The organism is Paraburkholderia sp. BCC1885, assembly GCF_900996235.1.
Classification (GTDB): Bacteria; Pseudomonadota; Gammaproteobacteria; order Burkholderiales; family Burkholderiaceae; genus Paraburkholderia.
In genome coordinates this window covers 1-16,528 of sequence record NZ_CAAJGM010000240.1, presented here as the reverse complement: position 1 = coordinate 16,528, position 16,528 = coordinate 1, and the positions used below count along the sequence as shown (strand labels likewise).

Sequence of the window (16,528 nt, the reverse complement as noted above, 5' to 3'; positions counted from 1 at the left end):
TAGATCGTGTCCACGATCGCCGATCGTGGACACGATCTCCCTTGATCTACACGGACTCCAACACGCCATCACCATCATGCCTTGCTCGCGCGCGCGTGAGGACACGGCCCAGCCGAGCCGCTTACGAGTTATCCGTCCATTTTTTGTTTGATTCGACCATCTTCTCCCAGCGCCGAGACGATCTACATGTTTCTGAATTCCCCACGCCCACGAAAAGCCGGCCTCTCGTCCGAGGTCGCGCACGAGCCTGACAACCTTCACCCGGTGGCAGTGGCCCAAAAACTCGTCCAGCACGTCTGCGCGCAGGTTACGAAGGCTCACCATCAAGTGACTCGCTTCTTCAAGCGACTGACCTTTGCCAATATCACTGGCGATTTCCAGAATGGCTCGCTCAGGTACTGACACCCTCACCTCCGGGTCACCGGCAGGAAGCGGCTTGAGGCCCGTTCCGTAGGGGAGGTCATCGTCGAACAGGGCAGTGGTCTGAAACGAGTAGATCAGGTGCTGTTCCACCCAGGAGGGAATGCGGTAGGGCTTCTGCCCCCACAGCACGACCTTTTCGCGAAATGCGATGTTGTGACGGACGCCTTGCCAGGAAAGCGCCGTTTTTCCCCCGACGTGAAGCCCTTCAATGCGTCGAGTGAGGTACGCGATCGAACCATCCCTTGTCGGGGTGTCACCAGTCAAAAGGTATACGCCCTGCGAGAGCCGTTGCAGCCACCCCGATTTGACCATGTGCGCCGCGAGCGCAGCGCTGACCCCCATGTCCCTAAGCATATCGGAATCGATAGGATGACCGCGCCGGCACTCCTGCATCAGCCGCTGGACTGTTTTGTTGCCCATAGCCCCCTGCCATCTGCGTTATCTGATTGTAGTATATGCCGCAATTTTTTAATTAACTGCATTTTTTTAACGCGGCATGACGATTCGAGGAATCAAGCGTTCCGCCAGAATCCGAAGCCAGCCCTTCGTCTCAGGCCTTCCGTGTCCGGCCGGCCCGGGGAAGTTCGCTGCGTGGTTGCCTGAGGGGGGCTCAGGGAAGTTGCCGCAGACATCATGTTTGCCTTCGGCGGCATGACACCTGTGGAAACCATCAGGAGGCATGGATTCGCCGGCCTGTTGATTGTGCGAGGGTTAGGTGGATCGTGCCCGGGAGCAGTGAATGGGCGCAATCAAAACCCCCTGCCACCTTTTGCGCCCGTAAGGCTTAGCGCGAGCGACATGCCCGGCGCTTCGGTGACAGGCGGTGCCTTGAACCGGGGTGCGCGGTCCGTGGGATTCGGTCCAGGTATTGACCCGCGCCGACTGCACGGATCGAGCAGGCATGGGCAACGACAGGGGAGTCAATCTGGCCAGCGGCACGCGGTTTATGAATAGAAGTTCATGCAGTCGGCTCCAGACACTGGCAGCTTGCAGCCCCGCGGGTGCCGTCAGCAACTCATGCTGCTGCCGTAGTCTTGTGCGGCAGCGGGTCCCAACGCGGACCCGTCTGCAGGATGAACACGATGCCCATGAACAGCGTACGCTCGTCGAGCGGCTCGCGCCCCTTGGATAACGGATGCGTCTTGGTTTGGGAGGGGGCAGCAACGGTTCGATGAGTACCCAAAGTTCGTCGTCGAGTATGCGTTTACGCCCAAATGATCCGTCGGCCTTGAGCGATGTTCAAGCTGTCGGGAAACGCTTGCTCGCACGGGGGCCCAACGTCGGCTGTAGCAGGGAGCGCCTTTCACAGGCGTCGTCGGAGCGTCTCTTCATTCTGGCGTGCGCCTGGTTGCGCGTGCGCGTCGTCGCGTTGGCCGGATCGGTGTTCGCAGTTCTTTCGTGTGCGCCTTTGCGAGCCGCTCTTCTACTTCAAGCAGCAGGTCACTTGGATGGCAGCGCAGCGCGGTCGCAAGAGTGAACAGCATGCTGAGTGTGGGCTGGTGCTGGCCCAACTCAAGCATGCTGACGTAGTTGCGCCGGATGTTGGCCTCGAAGGCGAATTGCTCCTGCGTTAGCGCTGCCGCAAGACGGCGCTTGCGCAGGACCGCCCCAAAGGCTTCGACTGCTTCCAAATTCTGCTCCCAGTGAAATGGGAGCACTGTCCTTTTGACGCTATAATTTGTCTTCCCAGTTCACTAGGAATTAGCCTGCCCTTGAAGGGCTGGTCGGCTTGTGCTGATTGGGGTTTGCGGCTTTCCGAACACATTTTGATTGTGTGTGATGGAGCGAGGACCGACTGACGGACATCCGACTCAACGGCAACGAGCAGGGCGCTCTTGCCGCCTTCACGGAAACGCTGCAGGTCAGGGATATGTATGGAATACAAGGACCACGTGTTGACGTGGGCGATCGGATTAACTTAAGGAGTGTAGATGTTGGTCACTGATACGAGCTGGGCGGAGTCGCACCCAGTCAGGAAAGCAATCGCCCAGCCCTATCAGGTTTGGCGGTGCGTCGGCTGGACCGATGAGGTTCTGAACTTTCTTGTTGTGAGCGCGCACGACGTGAGCGATGGCATCGACCTGCCGGATGGTTGGCTGATTGGTGGGCCGGACGCCTTGATGGAGCTAGCCGCGCAGATCGAACCCGCCAGTTTCAGCGTGTATGTACTGGACCTCGCGACGGAAAACGGCCCCGCACGTTTGCGTCAGGTTACGGGCATCTGGCGCGAAAAGGAGCCTGTCGAAACCATATTGCGTCTGTGGTACTCCACAGATAGCGGCGAAATGAGACCCTGTTCGCGCGCCGACCGGCACATCCAGCCGCCGGACGATCTGGTGTGCGCGTTCGTATTCGGAGAGGTTGCCGCCGCACCGGCTAGCCACTAAAGAAGCGTAGACGTTGCTCGACCGGATAGCCTCGCCACGGGCCATGCCCACGCGAGAGCAGTCACTCGGCGTGCTGCGCGGTGCCGGTCCTCCGGCCGACCTTGTCAAGGCAAGGCATATGCCCACACCCAAAGATGCTGTGCTTGTTTTTCGCGATGAACTACTCGCAAATCGCTGGCCCGACGACTCGCGGGTCGCAGAGCTAATCGGTGTCCCGCGCGATCAGGATGCTGTCGGACATATCCGTGCTTTGCGCATTTCCGGTGCCTTGCTCGGGGTGTGGTCTGACGCGCGGCACCGGTACGTGTATCCATGGTTTCAATTTGATTTAAATGGTGCACTACTTCCTGGGATCGCGAGTCTGGTCGAGAACTTGCCCTTTCCTGATGGTGGCGGGGGATGGCGGCGCGCATTCTGGCTTTACTCGCCGCACGCGCTACTTAACGGCGCGCTGCCTGCGGACGTTTTCATAACTGACCCGACACGCGTGATCGAGGTTGCCAAGTGCGAATTTAATGGAGATCCAGACGCTGGCTGGTGATCCCACCGTTGCAACAGGCAACGCGAGGATCGAGCGGTCGAGGCGCGCGGCTCCGATGTTGTCCGGCGTGTCGGAAGAAGCAGGGAAATCATCGGAAGCGCAGAGACCGCATCGGATTGATTCCGAGCCGCCCAATAGCCGTCCGCCGCAGGAAGGAGTCATTTCTTGCATGGCCGTGGCCTTGGAGCGCATTGGCCCATTGCAGTGTCGTAGCAATTTCACCGTGAAAACCCCCTCCGCCTCAACTGCCCAGAAAGCGTGAAGCCGCCCGAGAGCGACTCTCAGTCGTTTTGTTGCCATGGCGATGCCAGCTCACGTACCTGAAGCTTCTGCGTATCCTGGCAGACGGGGCGACGTCCCTCTGCAGCCATGCGATTGTTCGTCAGAATTTGCGTGGTGGCGCCCCTTGCTGCCACACTTTGTTCAAGCTCGTAGGCGCGCCCGAGGGCGGTGATGTAGTCAAGAGGATGGTGGTAGCGGATGTACTGGAGGGAATCAGCGACGCTCTGGATGAGGTCTTGCTGCCGTATGACGGTCATTGCTTTTCCCGTAGAGGTCGGCGTCACCCTGGGAGGCAAGTTTGCCGCGATACTGAACTGGCCGATAAGGTGGGCTTTTACAGCGACGCGGGCGGGTTGTGCCGCGCTGTAATCTCTATGACCAACGCTGCACGTTACCGCGCGGCGTTGCAGCCAGTTTTTGCACCTGCGCTTCAGATCTTCTCGACTACCTTTCCGAAGTGCGCCCCCGACTCCATATGCTTGAACGCGTCCACGACCGTTTCGAGTGTGAACACCTGGTCGACTACCGGTCGAAGTTTGCGCAATTCAATGCAACGATTCATGGCCTCGAAACGAGCACGGGACCCCACAGCGATACCTTGGACCTGAATTATCGGGCCAATGAGCTGTCGAAGTTGAATCGTTGCTTCATAACCGGCGACAAATCCGACCACGTTGACGCTACCCAAACGACCGAAATCGTGCAGTTCCTGCTGAACTTCGCGCCACGATCACAGCCGCTTGGTTTGCGCTCCTTCGCGGCACTTGGAATTGACGCGCAGCAGGTGAGCGAACTCGTGCAACAGGGATGGTTGCGACGGTTGTCGGAGGATGCTTATCTGCTTCGCGGCGACCAGCCGAGCGTCGATGGAACGATTGCCTATTTGCGGGCGTTTATCCCAAATCTCCACGTAGGCGGACGAACGGCGCTCGAGTGGCATCGGATGACGCATCATCTTCGTTTCCGCGAACGGACGGATTTATGGGGGCGCGGCTATTGCAGCATTCCTTCCTGGGCCGTGGACAGGTTATCCTGTTCCTACTATTCCCACTCCTTGTTCGACACGGGGATGGACGAAGGCCACATGGCTGAGACTTTCGCGGGCACCAAAACATTGGAGCCGTGAGTACGATGGCAACGATCAAGGTTTTACGGCCAGACGATTTTCTCGGGGGCGAAAATGATGGCGACAACCCCATGACAGCGCTGGGGCGGGAAGTTGGCCCGTCCGATGGCAAACCCACTGGGGCAGATGAATGGGCAACTCGTTGGCAGAAGGAAAACGCGGAAGCGATCGCGTGCTACAACGACTACATCGAGAAGAATGGTCTGCCTCTCGACGAGTTCAGAATATTCTGATGGTCAACCAGTTCCAATCCTGCCCCGCGGGCGCGGCTACTCGCGTAGGAATTTCACTGCGCTGCGCGCGTTCGCCCAGCGGGTTCCGGCCGCAGCGGTCGCGCGCGCTTCGCGCCGGACGATAATGGTAATGACTCTGCTCCGGCGTGATACAGAAAAGAAGTGTGTGCTTCGTGTAAGCGCCGGAGGGTTATCGAACCGCGGGACTTGTGCCCGGCACGCCGGCCAGGTTAGGGTATGCGGTCGTGCCTTGCGCTTCGTGGTCACGTTGGCGAGAAGGTTAAACTTGATTGGAACTACAGTAACAGGAGGAATTTCTGATGAACAAGCAGGAACTGATCGACGCCGTCGCGGCGTCTACGGGTGCAGGCAAGGGCGTCACTGGCGAAGCGATCGATGCGGTGATCGGCGCCATCACGCAGGCAGTCACGAAGGGTGACAGCGTGCAGCTGGTTGGCTTTGGTTCTTTCAGCCAAGGCAGCCGCGCTGCCCGTACGGGTCGCAATCCGGCGACGGGTGAAGAAATTCAGATTGCTGCGGCCAAGACGGTCAAATTCACTGCCGGCAAGGCGTTCAAGGATGCGGTCAACGCCGCCAAGCGTTAGTTCGCCTTTTCCGTAACCGGTCATCTCCGCGGGACTCGCACCGCAGATGCCGTTACCGGATACACGGCGCAAGCACCTTCCCGACGAACGAGGATGCGGTGTGCTCTCCGGATTTCTGCCGTAGTCGCCCGTCGAGCGCGTAAAGGGAAGTACCGTTCATGGGCGGGCACCGGTGAGCGCAGTTGGACGTCGAGCACATGTGTGGCCGTGATTTCATAAACGGTGCAAGCGTCCATTCAATGGGGAGCGGCCACACCACAGGTCACGGCGAACGAGGGTTGCCGCCGCGCAAACTCCTTTCCAGCACTTGTCAGCGTGCGCGGATCGGCCGACGTGCCGACACTGATCCTGCATGGCGACGAGGACCAGATCGTACCGATCGACGCCCGCATGCTGTCCGTGAAGATCGTCAAGAACTCCACGGAGGCCCGCGCCAGTGCAAGCGTGTCAATGTACTCCCGGATGTTCGTCACTTTGCCATTTCGAACGGTAATGGCGAAGACCCAATTGTCCTCGAACGTCCTATCCGTGGCTTTGATTGGTTTTGTCGCAATAGGGCGTTCTGGTAACCTTGCTCAATCGAAACGGTGGCGTTGGTGAAGAATGAAGATGCTGGATCCGAGTGTGGCACGGGCGCTTAAACGGTTGCACTATCCGCTGGAAGTCATGCTGACTTGCGTGCGTTGGTACGTCGCCTATCCGCTGAGCTTGCGTCATCTCGAAGAAATGATGGCCGAGCGCGGGATTGCGGTCGATCATTCCACGGTGCACCGCTGGGCCATCAAGCTTCTGCCCGTGCTTGAGAAGGCGTTTCGCCGATGCAAGCGAGCGGTTGGCAAGAGCTGGAGGATGGACGAAACCTATGTGAAGGTTCGAGGAGAATGGAAGTACCTCTACCGGGCCGTGGACAAGGAAGGCAACACGGTCGACTTTCTTCTGCGGGCCAGGCGTAACAAGGCTGCAGCCCTGCGTTATTTCGAAAAATCGATCCAGCAAAACGGCGTACCCGAGACGGTAACGATCGACAAAAGCGGAGCCAATCTGGCCGCGCTGCACGCGATGAACGCCGAGCGCGACACGCCCGTCAAGATCCGTCAGGTCAAGTATCTGAACAACGTGGTTGAGCAGGACCATCGTGCTATCAAACGCGTCATCCGGCCGATGCTCGGGTTCAAGGACTTCCACTGCGCCCGTGTCATTCTGAGTGGCATAGAGATCATGCATATGATCTCCAAAGGACAGATGAAACACACTGGCCAAATCAAGCCATCTGCGGCCAGCCAGTTCTACTCGTTGGTGATGTAAGCTATCCTCATCATATTGCCTTCGTACGGCTAAACCGCCTTACCGCGACAGAACCGTTTGATGAACTCGACGAAGCGGTGCGTCAGCATGATGCGGCGTTGCTGGTCGCGGCCAACGCTGCCCTGCGCGTGCGGGAACGTGCGCCCGCGAGACAGGTTAAGTAAGCGCAGACATTCCGCGCGCTCCCTGGGTGACCAGGGAGCGCAGGGCCGGCGTTCAGGGCACGCGGTTCGCTCGACCCGTCTGGACAGGCGGATGAAATTGCGTACCGTCGATTTCAGAAAGCGACTCATATTCCTGATATTTTGCGAGGATCGCGCGCTGCTCCGCGTCGAGCAATATGCGCGCCTCATCAGGATCGGACTGCGCGAGCCCACTATAGCGGATTTCGTTATAGGCGTAGTCCTTGAGCGGGATGTTCGGACGCGGTGAATCGAGGCAGAAGGGATTCAGGCCCACTTCGCGCAGGGCCGGGTTAAAGCGCAGCAGTGGCCAGAAGCCGCTCGCCACCGCCAGGTCCTGCTGTTTCATACCATGACGCATGTCGATGCCGTGGGCGATGCAGTGACTGTAGGCGAGAATCAGCGATGGGCCGTCGTACGCTTCAGCCTCGCGAAATGCCAGCAACGTCTGTTGCGGATTCGCACCCATTGCAACCTGCGCCACATAGATGTTCCCGTACGCAATCGCCTGAAGCGCGAGATCCTTGCGCGCCACCCGCTTGCCGGCCGCGGCGAACTTGGCGACGGCCCCAAGCGGCGTGGCTTTGGACGCCTGGCCGCCAGTGTTCGAATAGACTTCGGTATCGAGCACCAGCACATTGACGTTGCGTCCTGTTGCCAGCACGTGATCGAGGCCGCCGTAATCGATATCGTAGGCCCAGCCGTCACCGCCTACGATCCAGATGCTGCGGCGCACGAGATGATCGATCAGGGATAGCAGATCGCGTGCCGTGTCCGTTTCGAGGCCGAGCAGCTTCGTTTTCAATTCGGCAACGCGTTGACGCTGTGCGCGGATCTGCGATTCTTCCGTCTGCGGCGCGTCGAGAATCGACTGTACTAATGTCTCGCCGACCTGGGGCGCGAGTGTGCGCAACAGGGTCTGCGCCATACCGAGGTGCTGGTCCGCGGCCAGCCGGAACCCGAGACCGAATTCGGCATTGTCTTCGAACAGCGAGTTCGACCATGCCGGCCCCCGGCCCTCATGGTTGAGTGTCCACGGCGTCACCGGCAGATTGCCGCCGTAAATCGACGAGCAGCCCGTTGCGTTCGCGATCTGCGCACGATCGCCGAACAATTGCGACAGCAACTTCAGATAAGGCGTTTCACCGCAGCCCGCGCAGGCACCGGGGAATTCGAACAACGGCTGCAGGAACTGGACGCCGCGCACGTTTTCAAAGTCGACACGCGAGCGATCGTTGACGGGTAGCGTTTCAAAAAAAGCGATGTCTGCACGCGCCGCTTCCAGCAGCGGCGTTTTCTCGGTCAGATTGATCGCCTTGACATCGGCACGTTGAGGGTCGTGCGCGGGGCATGCCTCGACACACAGGCCGCAGCCGGTACAGTCCTCCACATACACCTCGAGCGTAAAGCGCGCTTCCGGGTAACCTCGGGCGTTGACCGGCGCGGACTTGAACGATGCCGGCGCTCCGCTCAGCTGGTCCTCCGTGTAGTAACGCGAGCGGATCACGCTGTGGGGACAGACGAATGCACATTGACCGCACTGTATGCAGGTTTGCGGGTCCCATTGGGCGACCAGATCCGAGATATTGCGCTTCTCGAAAGCGGCGGTCCCCGACGGAAAGGTCCCGTCGGCGGGCATCGCACTGACTGGAATCGTGTCGCCCAGACCGGCGAACATCTTTGCTGTTACGCGCTGAACGAATGCCGGTGCGCCGGCCGGCACGAGCGGCGTCAACTCGTGGGAACTGCTTGCGATGAGGGGGACTGGCACTTCGTGCAGACAGCTCAACGCCACGTCGACGGCAGCGTCGTTTTTCTCGACCGTGTCGCTGCCCTTGCGCGCGTAAGTCTTTCTGATCGATTCCTTGATGTGATGGAGCGCCTGCTCGCGCGGCAATACGCCTGAAATGGCAAAGAAGCACGTTTGCAGGACTGTGTTGGTGCGGTTGCCCAGGCCGGCGTTGCGCGCCACCTCCGTTGCGTCGATCACGAAGAAGCGCAGCCGCTTGTCGATCAGCGTTTGCTGCACCGGGCGGGGAAGCCGTTCCCAGACCTGTTCCGGCCCGTACGGGCTGTTAAGCAGGAATACGGCCCCCGGCGCCGCGAGCCGCAGCATATCCTGGCGCTCGAGGAAACCGAACTGATGACAGGCAACGAATGAGGCCGAGCCGATCAGATAGGGTGCGTGGATCGGCTCGCTGCCGAAGCGTAGATGCGAGGCGGTCTGCGCACCGGATTTATGCGAGTCGTAGACGAAGTAGCCCTGCGCGTACAGCCCCGCGTCTTCGGCGATGATCTTGACGGTATTCTTGTTGGCGCCGACGGTGCCGTCGGCGCCCAGTCCATAGAACACTGCAGTCTTGACGCCCGCCGGTTCGATCGAGAAGCCTGGGTCGTAAGCGAGGCTTGTATGGGACAGGTCGTCGTCGATGCCCACGGTGAAGCTGTTTCTGGGGTTGGGCTGGCTCAATTCGTCGAATACCGCACGGGCCATGGCCGGCGAAAAATCCTTCGACGAGATGCCGTAGCGGCCGCCGATCACACGCGGCATCGTGCCGAACGTCCCGCTCGAGCATGCATTCGCCAGCGTGGAAACCACATCGAGATAGAGCGGCTCGCCCGGCGCACCCGACTCTTTGGTCTGTTCGATCACGCCGATGGAACGCACGGACGACGGCAGGCTGGCGAGAAAATGCACGGCTGAGAACGGCCTGTAGAGCCGCACCTGTAGCGCGCCCACTTTCTCGCCCTGTTTGCATAGCGCCTTGACGGTCTCACGAACCGTCTCGGCACCTGAACCCATCGCGATGACGACACGCTCGGCATCCGGCGCGCCTTCGTATTCGAACAGCCGATAGCTGCGGCCAGTCATTGCCGCGAAACGCGCCATCACGGTGTCGACGATGTCCGGCACCCTGGCGTAATAGGGGTTGGCTGCCTCGCGTGCCTGAAAATACGTATCCGGATTGTGCGCCGTGCCTCGAACGAACGGGTGTTCGGGACTGAGCGCGCGCGCTCGATGCGCTCGTACCAGCGAATCGTCGATCATCGCGCGGATCTGCTCGTCCGACAGCAGGTCCAGCGTATTGAGTTCGTGCGAGGTGCGAAAGCCGTCGAAAAAATGCAGGAACGGAATGCGTGCCTCGAGCGTCGCCGCCTGCGAGATCAGGGCGGCATCATGCGCTTCTTGCACCGATGCCGAGGCGAGCAGCGCGAAGCCTGTGGTACGCGCTGTCATGACATCGGAGTGGTCGCCAAAAATTGACAGCGCGGAGGTTGCCAGCGAGCGCGCCGCGACGTGAAAGACCGTGGCCGTCAATTCTCCTGCGATCTTGAACATGTTCGGCAACATCAACAGGAGGCCCTGGGATGCGGTGAACGTCGTGGTGAGGGCGCCGGACTGCAACGCACCGTGAACGGCGCCGGCCGCACCGCCCTCGCTCTGCATTTCCTGCACGACCGGCACGTTGCCCCAGATGTTCGGGATGCGCTTCGCTGCCCATTCGTCGGCGAGTTCCGCCATTGTCGACGACGGCGTGATCGGGAAGATCGCGCAGACTTCGTTGACGCGATAGGCGACATGGGCCACAGCCGTGTTGCCATCCATGGTCGTTCGATTGCCCACTTTGCTGTTCCTTGTCGGTGAAACGGTTAGCGCGCATCCGAGCGGACGGCATGCGACGGTTCTGGAAACATCTCGATGGCGTGACAGGGACATTGATCGAAGCAGACCGCGCAACCCGTGCAACGGTCGTAGTCGATGCGGTAGCGCAGGCCCGCTCCGAGCCGCTCGATCGCAGTCTCGGGGCAGGCCGCATAGCAGTTGTCGCATTCGAAGCAGTTGCCGCAGGACAGACAGCGTTTCGCCTCATGCACAGCCTCGCGCTCGCCGAGTCCGGCCACCACCTCGTCGAACGACTGTGCGCGCTGCAAAGCCGCGAGTTCCGCCTGACGACTCGGTTCGGCGTCGCTGTAGATCGGCAGCTTGAGCATGTCGAAACTGACCACCGGATGTTTCGGCTCGGACGTGCGCGGCGCGTTGCGCAGCCATGCGTCGATGTGTGCCGCGGCCTTTTTGCCGTGGCCGGTGGCCACTGTCACGCTGCGCTCGCCCGGCACGAGATCGCCCCCGCCGAAGATGCCCGGTTCGCCCGTCATCATGTCGAGCCCGACGATCATCGTGCCGTCGTCCTGAAACCGGATGGCGGGAATGTTGCGGAGAAATCCGCTGTCGGTCTCCTGGCCGAGCGCGAGTATCACGGAGTCGGCCTGCAAGGTATCGATCTGTCCGGTCGGCTGCGGCCGGCCGCGCTCGTCGATACGCATTCTCTCGACGCTCAGGTCGGTGCCGTCGATGGCCTTGATGCTGGTCAGCCACTGGATGTTCACGCCCTCGGCGAGCGCTTCGTCCGCTTCGAACGCATGTGCGCTCATATGCGCGCGATCGCGGCGGTAGACGATCATCGCGTCGGACGCGCCCAGCCGCTTCGCCGTGCGCGCCGCGTCCATGGCCGTATTGCCGCCGCCGTACACGATCACCCGGCGCCCGAGCAAGGGGGCCTCCCCGGTTTCGACGTCGTGCAGCAACGACACGGCGTCGAAAACCTTGACCGCATCGCGAGCCGGAATGTCGACGTGTCTGGAAAGGTGCGCGCCGATTGCCACGAAGACGGCGTCGAATTTGCCCGCCTGTTTCTCCGCGAGCAGGTCCGTCACCTTGTGGTTCAAGACGATTTTCACGCCGATCTGTTCGATGCGCGCGATTTCGCGCATGAGCACCTCGCGTGGCAGGCGATAGGCCGGGATGCCGAAATGCAGCATGCCGCCGGGCAACGGGCCCGCCTCGTGGATTTCGACGCTATGGCCGCGACGCGCCAGATGCCACGCGGCCGACAGGCCGCTCGGACCCGCTCCGACAATCAGCACGCGCTTGCCGGAGGGCGGCGCATCAGGCGGCACGCTCCAGCCGCCGGCGATTGCCTGGTCACCGAGAAAACGCTCGACAGCATGGATGCTGACCGCGCTATCCAGTTCGCCGCGGTTGCAATGCGACTCGCACGGGTGGTAGCAGACGCGGCCGTGCACGGCGGGCAGCGGATTGTCGCGTATCAGCGTTTCCCAAGCCGCGTGGAAGTCACCGGCCTGCGCATGTCCGAGCCACGCCTGGATGTTTTCGCCCGCGGGGCAGGCCGCATTGCACGGCGGCAACAGGTCCACGTAGACAGGACGTTGACAACGCGAGGGTCCAGTGCCTGTGGCGCGCGTCAGGTCGACCGTCGGCGTCATGTCGTCGGGCTTCGGATCGGTCATCTCAATGCTCCACGGTCGGGTTCGGCGCGGGTAAGGGCGGATCGATGCGCGCATCCGGCCGGCGCTCGACTGCGCTGCCCGTTTCCTGCAGAAACAGCGCCAGCAGGATCGCCACGGCGATGCCCGCAATACCGACGCTGCCGGCCTTCTGGAAGACCGGCAGGGTGAGTGCCGCCCCGCCCGAGATCTTTGTCAGCAGCCAGCCGTAAGTGGGGGCCATCAATGCGCTGAACGTAAACACCAGAAAGTTGATCGCACCCGTCGCGCTGCCCTTTACATGGTCGGGATTGACTTCCTTGATGACCGTGTAGGGAATCATTGCGGCGCCCGAGCCGAAGCCGAGCACGACGCCCAACAGGTAAGGCGGCACGCTATTGGGCGGCAGGTAGAGAATGGCCAGGGTCGAGGCAAGCATCACGAGCGCCCCGGCGATGAGAACCGGTTTGCGCCGGCCGATGCGATCGGCGATGTAGCCGAGCACCGGGCAACCGATCACCCAGCCGAGCGGCACCATCGACGCCCGATTGACGGCGTGCGCGTAATCGATGTGCCAGCCGTCGCGCAAAAAGGCGACCCCCCAGATCATGTCGCCGACCGTCGTGGGCAGGAACAATAATCCCGCGGCGAAGCCGCATAGATACGATTGCGGGTTGCTCAAGACGGTCTTGTACGGTGTCAATACCGACCAGATCGACGCTTCGCTTTCTGTGCGCGCATCATGATCGCGGGGTGTCATGAACAGGATGAGCACCGCCACCACGACGCCTGCCACGCCTGCAAAGAGCCAGAATTGCTGCCAGGTGATGCTGCCGTGAATCAACGGCGCCACGAGGAACTGGCCCGCCGATCCGCCCAGCATGCCGAAGCATTGCGTGAAGCCGACGGCGGTGGCCAGATAGCGGGGTGGAAAACCGTGCGTGGCGAGGTACACCGCACCTGTAAAGGCGAACGCCCCGCCTGCGCCCTGCAGCAGCCTGCCGGCCCCTGCGACATTGACGAGGCCTGCCCCGAACAGTGCCGCACCGCTCGCCAGCATGATCACGCCGAGCGGAATGACATACTTCGCGCCATAGCGGTCGAGCGACGCACCGGCGACCAGTGAGAACAGGGAGTAGGTGTAGTAATACAGGCCGACCAGCGAACTGACGCCGAGCGCGGAGAGCGTGAATGCCTGGGTGAGTTCGGACACCATGACGCCCGGTGCCGAACGCAATGCGTACTGCCCGAAGTAAAAGACCAGACAGAAGATCCAGGCGACCACGAAGGCAGGGTGAAAACCCCGGGCGGAAAGAGACGAACGGTCTGCCGGCATAGCAGGCTCCAGGTCGAGGTGACGTCGAATCTTGTTCCGGGAATCGCGGTCGGCCAATGATCCAGATCAATCAGCGAACTTTCTGGCAAGGCGGTCCATGCCGGCTGCTGCGCAATAAACGATCACGCCGCCTAACGTCAACCCGTGCAGATCGTCTGCACCAACCGGATTGCCCGTGATGTACTGGAGCGCGCAGAAGAGCGCCGCGAAGCCGATCCAGACAAGGACGGCATCCACCGGCCGGTCGTGCCGACGGTGCAATGTCCGGCTTGGGGCGTCGGCTTCCTTTGCGGAGGAAGAGGGCGTTTGCATGTTCGGGAATCCTGCTTTCGTTGTGAGGTTCGCGTTGGCTCGTGCCGCTATGTCACGCAGCAATGGCATAGGCCGTCTACACGATGTAGCAAGTGCATCGTAATCAGGGGAATCACTGGATGTTAATCACGCATGCCTGTCATTGATTGATCTGTATCAAGTGGTGGGTAGGATCTCCCCACGTATTCTGTCAGCTCTCCAATAGGGCGCGTTGCAGGAGTAAGTTGGCACGGCGAACGGTCTGGCCGTTCGCCTCGATCCTGGTTCCACGCAACACACCACGCGAGGATAGCTGCATGCACGTCCGCGAAATTCGAGCAAAGATCGGCAGCGTGACCAGGACGCGCAAGATCACGCGCGCAATGGAAATGATGGCCCGCACGAAAATGGCCGCGGCGCAGCGGCGCGCGCGCGTGTTCCGGCCATACGCGGATCGCATACGCGCCATCGCAGTGCGCTTGCACGAAGACAAGCCAGACTATGCTTCGGCGTTTCTGGCCCGGCGCACGCCGGTCACCCGGGTTGGGCTGATCGTCGTCAGTACGGATCGCGGCCTGTGCGGCGCACTCAACAGCCGGTTGCTGCTCAAGTGTTCAGAGGCCTTGGCAGCATGGCAGCAAGCAGGGATGAAGGCCGAAGTGAGTGTCGTCGGCAGCCGCGGAATCGGTCCGTTGCATCGTCATGGCGCCAATATCGTCGCGCGCACGGGCGTGCTGGCTGACGATCTGCACTTCGACGCATTCTTCGGTGCGGTGACGGTGCCGCTCGGCGGCTTTCTCAACGGGCAGCTTGACGAGGTGTACATCGCATACAACCACCTCTCCAGCGCACTCTCCTACGAGCCGAGATTCGAACGGGTGCTGCCGATCGACGACCTGAAGCCGGATAGCAAGAGCATCGCCGAGCCGCCGCCCGAATATATCTATGAGCCTGACCCGAAGCCGGTGGTCGATGCGCTGCTGCTCCGCTATGTCGAGTCGCTCGTCTATCAGGCCATCGCCGAGAACAACGCTTGCGAGCAGTGCGCGCGCGTGCTGGCGATGCAAGCGGCAACCGATAACGCGGACCGCATGATCAAGGACCTGACCATGCTTTATCACAAGACGCGTCAGGCGGAAATTACCACCGAGCTGTGCGACATCGTCAGCGGCGCATCGGCGGTCTGAATGGAAGCGGCCATGGACAAGCTCCTGCACGTCGACATCCTCAGTGTTGACGAATTGCTTTACTCCGGCGGTGTCGCGTTCGTTTCCCTGCCCGGCGAGGAGGGGGAGCTGGGCATTTATCCTCGACACGCGCCCCTGCTCACGCGAATCCGGCCGGGCATCGTCAGGATTCGCGAGCCTGGGGCGACCGGCGACCAGCATATCTTTGTCGCAGGGGGCGTTCTGGAGGTGCGGCACGATTCCGTTATCGTGCTGGCCGACCATGCAATACGCAGCTCCGCGCTCGATGCGGCCAAGGCCGATGAGGCCAGACGCAAAGCCGCCGATTTGCGCGCGCAGTTTGCCGGGCAGCGCGAGCGTGAATTCAACTTCGCCGCGGCCAAATCCGAGCTGATGGACGAACTGGCTCGATTCTTCGCGCTGGCGCTGCACAAGGTCTCACGTTAGCTCGGTGGCTGCCGTCTGGCCGATATCGGCACCATAACGCACGAGCAGCACCGGCACAGCCGCAATCTTGACGAAGGACTCGGCCACGCTCCCGACCAGCACACGCCGGATGCCACGGCGACCGTGGGTGCCCATCACGACCAGATCGGCTTCCCATTCCTTCGCAGTGCGGGCGAGCGCCTCCGCGACGTTTTCGCTATACGCGTCGACCAGGCGTGTGTCTCCGTGAAGACCCAGCGCGTCGAAGCGCCGGCGCGCTCCCGCCAGCGCTTCGTTAGCGGACCGAACGCCGGCTTCGTCGAGGGGAGGTTCTTCACCGGAGCCGACGTTCATGTCCTCGAGCGGCATGGCGTGCTGAACGACATACACGGCTTCGACAAACGCAGCCGCCGACTGGGCGATCTTCAACGCTTCGTCCAGCGCGAGTTGGGCGCATCGGCTACCGTCGATCGCAACCAGTATACGTTTGCACATTCATTGCATGCTTCTCCAGTTCGGTTTTGCATTAGGTGATGCTGCGCCGGATGATGTGCGTCACCGACAGTACAGGGTTAAGTGCCGGGATGTCCCGTAATCGACAACGTGTGATGTCGCCCACGTCACGACGCTCTATCGTCAGAACTTCGGCACCGAACCATGTCAGTGGTTGAGTGCCGGCAGGGCAGGCCTGTACGCCGGTAAGGTCGTAACCCTGACTTCCTCAAGTGATAGATTCATTGTGGGATTTTCGATAGAAACGGTAAACGGTTGACTGTCAAACGGCACTGGAATCCGGAAGTTTTCAAGGTAGTTGTCGCCTCGCCGCATAAGATTTACGCTGCTTTTCGCTCTTGGTGCCGGGGTTGCGCGATGGCGCTGTTTTGTTCAGCGTGATCGGGATTCAGATGCACGACATGA

Annotated in this window: 15 protein-coding genes and 5 pseudogenes; 9 read left to right on the top strand and 11 right to left on the bottom strand. The window is 61.0% G+C overall.

What is annotated here, in order from left to right:
- Positions 1-120: 120 nt before the first annotated feature.
- The 3 genes and pseudogenes from FQ755_RS30290 to FQ755_RS30280 form a co-directional block, all read right to left on the bottom strand.
- Positions 121-843, bottom strand: a pseudogene (locus tag FQ755_RS30290) (type IV toxin-antitoxin system AbiEi family antitoxin domain-containing protein); the annotation flags it as partial.
- Positions 844-1,193: 350 nt separating this feature from the next.
- A pseudogene (locus FQ755_RS38400) lies at positions 1,194-1,623 on the bottom strand (transposase); the annotation flags it as partial.
- Positions 1,624-1,751: 128 nt separating this feature from the next.
- A complete protein-coding gene (locus FQ755_RS30280; RefSeq protein WP_144159738.1) occupies positions 1,752-2,054 on the bottom strand; it encodes a helix-turn-helix domain-containing protein in 303 nt (100 codons plus the stop codon).
- A 300-nt stretch (positions 2,055-2,354) separates the two neighbouring features.
- On the opposite strand from FQ755_RS30280, the gene FQ755_RS30275 reads away from it, so the two are divergent.
- Both FQ755_RS30275 and FQ755_RS30270 read left to right on the top strand, forming a co-directional pair.
- A complete protein-coding gene (locus FQ755_RS30275) occupies positions 2,355-2,810 on the top strand; it encodes a hypothetical protein (protein WP_144159735.1) in 456 nt (151 codons plus the stop codon).
- 118 nt (positions 2,811-2,928) lie between these two features.
- Positions 2,929-3,351, top strand: coding sequence for a hypothetical protein (locus FQ755_RS30270; protein ID WP_144159732.1), 423 nt, complete (start codon positions 2,929-2,931; stop codon positions 3,349-3,351).
- Positions 3,352-3,683: 332 nt separating this feature from the next.
- Here the strand turns inward: FQ755_RS30270 and FQ755_RS30265 are convergent.
- Both FQ755_RS30265 and FQ755_RS38810 read right to left on the bottom strand, forming a co-directional pair.
- A pseudogene (locus FQ755_RS30265) lies at positions 3,684-3,890 on the bottom strand (fumarate hydratase); the annotation flags it as partial.
- A gap of 173 nt (positions 3,891-4,063) precedes the next feature.
- Positions 4,064-4,222, bottom strand: a complete 159-nt coding sequence (locus FQ755_RS38810; protein WP_409937785.1) for a zinc-binding dehydrogenase — start codon at positions 4,220-4,222, stop codon at positions 4,064-4,066.
- Between the two features lie 111 nt (positions 4,223-4,333).
- On the opposite strand from FQ755_RS38810, the gene FQ755_RS30255 reads away from it, so the two are divergent.
- From FQ755_RS30255 to FQ755_RS30240, 4 genes and pseudogenes are all read left to right on the top strand, one after another.
- Entirely contained in the window at positions 4,334-4,759 is a 426-nt protein-coding gene (locus FQ755_RS30255) for an AbiEi antitoxin N-terminal domain-containing protein (protein ID WP_409937786.1), read from the top strand.
- Between the two features lie 5 nt (positions 4,760-4,764).
- Positions 4,765-4,992, top strand: a complete 228-nt coding sequence (locus FQ755_RS30250; protein WP_144159721.1) for a type II toxin-antitoxin system CcdA family antitoxin — start codon at positions 4,765-4,767, stop codon at positions 4,990-4,992.
- Between the two features lie 320 nt (positions 4,993-5,312).
- Positions 5,313-5,597, top strand: coding sequence for an HU family DNA-binding protein (locus FQ755_RS30245; protein WP_144159718.1), 285 nt, complete (start codon positions 5,313-5,315; stop codon positions 5,595-5,597).
- A gap of 330 nt (positions 5,598-5,927) precedes the next feature.
- Positions 5,928-6,020, top strand: a pseudogene (locus FQ755_RS30240) (alpha/beta hydrolase); the annotation flags it as partial.
- On the opposite strand, the pseudogene FQ755_RS30235 reads toward FQ755_RS30240, so the two are convergent.
- Positions 6,020-6,136 (bottom strand): annotated as a pseudogene (locus FQ755_RS30235) (nuclear transport factor 2 family protein); the annotation flags it as partial. The pseudogenes FQ755_RS30240 and FQ755_RS30235 sit on opposite strands and share 1 nt — an antisense overlap.
- 64 nt (positions 6,137-6,200) lie before the next feature.
- Here FQ755_RS30235 and FQ755_RS30230 point away from each other — a divergent pair.
- Positions 6,201-6,902, top strand: a complete 702-nt coding sequence (locus tag FQ755_RS30230; protein WP_144159715.1) for an IS6 family transposase — start codon at positions 6,201-6,203, stop codon at positions 6,900-6,902.
- A gap of 216 nt (positions 6,903-7,118) precedes the next feature.
- On the opposite strand, the gene nifJ is transcribed toward FQ755_RS30230, so the two are convergent.
- The 4 genes from nifJ to FQ755_RS30210 form a co-directional block, all read right to left on the bottom strand.
- The gene (nifJ, locus tag FQ755_RS30225; RefSeq protein WP_260858929.1) at positions 7,119-10,709 is read right to left on the bottom strand and encodes a pyruvate:ferredoxin (flavodoxin) oxidoreductase; all 3,591 of its coding nucleotides are present in this window, start codon (positions 10,707-10,709) and stop codon (positions 7,119-7,121) included.
- Between the two features lie 26 nt (positions 10,710-10,735).
- Positions 10,736-12,394: an NAD(P)-binding protein gene (locus FQ755_RS30220; RefSeq protein ID WP_144159712.1), complete on the bottom strand. Its 1,659-nt coding sequence runs from the start codon at positions 12,392-12,394 to the stop codon at positions 10,736-10,738.
- Position 12,395: 1 nt separating this feature from the next.
- Positions 12,396-13,706: an MFS transporter gene (locus FQ755_RS30215; RefSeq protein WP_144159709.1), complete on the bottom strand. Its 1,311-nt coding sequence runs from the start codon at positions 13,704-13,706 to the stop codon at positions 12,396-12,398.
- Between the two features lie 66 nt (positions 13,707-13,772).
- Positions 13,773-14,018 (bottom strand): hypothetical protein, encoded by a 246-nt coding sequence (locus FQ755_RS30210; protein WP_144159706.1) that lies wholly within the window; start codon positions 14,016-14,018, stop codon positions 13,773-13,775.
- Positions 14,019-14,314: 296 nt separating this feature from the next.
- On the opposite strand from FQ755_RS30210, the gene atpG reads away from it, so the two are divergent.
- Together atpG and atpC are read left to right on the top strand one after the other, a co-directional pair.
- Positions 14,315-15,184, top strand: coding sequence for an ATP synthase F1 subunit gamma (gene atpG, locus FQ755_RS30205; RefSeq protein WP_144159703.1), 870 nt, complete (start codon positions 14,315-14,317; stop codon positions 15,182-15,184).
- 12 nt (positions 15,185-15,196) lie between these two features.
- Positions 15,197-15,631 (top strand): ATP synthase F1 subunit epsilon, encoded by a 435-nt coding sequence (gene atpC / locus FQ755_RS30200; protein ID WP_144159700.1) that lies wholly within the window; start codon positions 15,197-15,199, stop codon positions 15,629-15,631.
- Here atpC and FQ755_RS30195 read toward each other — a convergent pair.
- The gene (locus FQ755_RS30195; protein ID WP_144159697.1) at positions 15,623-16,105 is read right to left on the bottom strand and encodes a universal stress protein; all 483 of its coding nucleotides are present in this window, start codon (positions 16,103-16,105) and stop codon (positions 15,623-15,625) included. The genes atpC and FQ755_RS30195 overlap by 9 nt on opposite strands.
- Between the last annotated feature and the right edge of the window lie 423 nt (positions 16,106-16,528).